2 protein-coding genes are annotated in these 2371 nt (G+C 40.1%); both read right to left on the reverse strand.

All coding sequences use genetic code 11. The annotated features are described in order from the left end of the window. Window positions 1–1259: S-layer homology domain-containing protein (locus AC1DUA_RS34020; protein ID WP_477503946.1), on the reverse strand; the 1259-nt coding region annotated here is incomplete at its 3' end. A 377-nt stretch (window positions 1260–1636) separates the two neighbouring features. After that, a partial coding sequence (locus AC1DUA_RS34025; RefSeq protein ID WP_477503947.1) for an S-layer homology domain-containing protein occupies window positions 1637–2371 on the reverse strand: 735 nt, incomplete at its 5' end.

Here is a 2371-nt window from a genome sequence, read left to right on the forward strand (position 1 = left end):
ACGGAGTAGCGAGCATCACCAAGCTCAAGTTTCGTCAAGATTGGTTGTGTACCCAATTTGAAGTTTTTCGTAGCTGTGATATGGCTGTCGTTGTTAACGATAGTTACAGGGATCACGGATACGCCTTGTGTTGTGCTTTCGTTAGCTGTATCCAAAGTGATCAACAAAGTACCATCTGTATCTTTCGTGATTTTTGTGAATGTAGCTGCAGATGTGTAAACATTATAAGAACCAGCGTTTGTTGTTGCATTCTCACCATATTGGTTAGAAGCTTTTACTTTCACGATTGTTTTATCTGCATAAGCGATGGTGTCGCCAGCATTTACGAAATCAATTTTTGTAAGAACTTCATCTTCACCTGTGAAAGTTGCCGATGTTTTCTCAACTGTAGCTGCATCCAAACCGGAAACTGTTACTGTGTACTCACCATTGCTGACTTTCACATCTGCCAATGTTAGAACCGCGGATTTCTTGTCATCAGAGAATTTTGTAGTTGTAACAACATCGCTAGTACCTTTTTTCAAGCTTAAAGTAGCTTTGTCTGTATCAACTGGTTTGTTAAATGTAACTGTTACTTGTTGTGCACCTGTTGCTTTTGCTCCTGTAACGGATACTTTACCAGCCGGTACATATTGTTGTTTCGCTTCATAAGCACCTGTCAAAAGTAGATCACGAGTTGCGTTAGCTTGGCCACCAAATGTACCATCTTCACCGTTAGTTAGAAGTTTCAATTCAAGTGCCAGAGCAACATAACCTTGTGCCCAGCCAGATACCGTTGTGTCTGTACCTGTTTTGCCTTTAGCTGCTTCATCTTGACCAAGAACACGAACCAAGAAAGTAGCCARTTGTTCTTTCGTTACTTTACCAGCTGGRTTGTATTGACCTTCAGCRTAGCCGTCTGTTACGCCAGCAGTTTTCAAAGCTTCRATATAAGGAAGTGCATAACCATTAGCTTCGTCGGTTACACTAACGTCAGTAAAGCTCGAAGTTTTCAAATCTTTRTTAACGTCAAGACCCATGATCAATGCAGCAACTTTTGCGAATTGCGCACGGTTCATTTCGTCTTTCAGACCAAATGTTGTTTCGGATACACCGTCGAAGATACCAGCAGAGATCATGGCATCAAATTTCGCTTTTGTAGCAGCATCCAGGTCTTTCAAATCTGTGAAATCAGTAGATGATTTCGCTGCGAATGCTAGGGATGAGAACATCGAAAGAGCCATAGCGGATGTAAGAACTACGGAAAGTGTTTTTTTCATAAAGTTTTGTTTCCTCCTAATATTTTAAAGTTTTTTGTTATAAAAACTTATAACCAACGGGACGACAGTTTGAATCATTTTCTTTGCCGATTCTATGTAGCTCCGCGGCTATCATCTCGGCTACACGACTTAGTATACGTGAGTATATACTAAATTTCATTGATAAGTATTTTCCAGCAGCTTCGTTTTACTAGTTTAATACTTATCGGTTTGTGCATGTATCACTCACATTTACAATTTACATTTTAATTGTGAATTAAATAAGTACGGAACCTGAAATCTAGCTAAAAATTAGCTTAATATAAGCTGAAACGAATTATTAAAAAGGTAAAAGGCTGCATCCGATTTTATCGGAGCAGCCTATGTTCATTCAAGATTTAAGGAATTTTCTTCTGTTGTTTAAGCACTCGGTTAGCAATAGCCGCGGCTTGAGCTCTAGTCATATTCCCTTTAGGATCATAACTATATGTTGGCTTTTTCTGTCCTTGAACAGGAGCATTTTCGATGCCATCCATTAGTCCCGCTTTGATCACTGCTTCAACGGAAGCTAGTGCATAGGTATCAATGTCACCTGCATCTGTGAATTGCTTTTTAAGATTAGCTAGGGATTTGACTGAATCCGCGCTGGTTTTCATGTTTGCTGCTCTTTCAATCATAACAGCTGCATCTTGACGGCTAATAGAATTGGTCGGAAGGAACAAGCCGTTGGAGTTACCTCTAACGATTCCTGCCCGCGCTCCTGCTTCAATATGCATGAAGTCATACAAACTGCTGCTATTCGGTAATCCAAGACCTCTGCGCACATCCGCGAATGTTCCTTGGAAGTTAGGGTTGGTCGGATCGTTAGTGTGATAGGTTGTATCTTCATTCACTAATGGGATATTAAAAATGTTAACCAGCATCGTTACAAACTCACCGCGAGTAATTGCGTCATTCGGTAAGAACTGTCCCGGTGTCTTGTTGTTCATAATCCCTTTGGAATAAAGAATATCCAGATAATCACGAGCCCAATCATGATTCGTTACATCATTAAAGCTGTTATCCATATACATGACTTGGAAATAACCGAAATTATCAACCGGTACTTTGATCGTATGAGCTTTGGCATCTAC

Source organism: Paenibacillus sp. 01T422 (assembly GCF_056398785.1).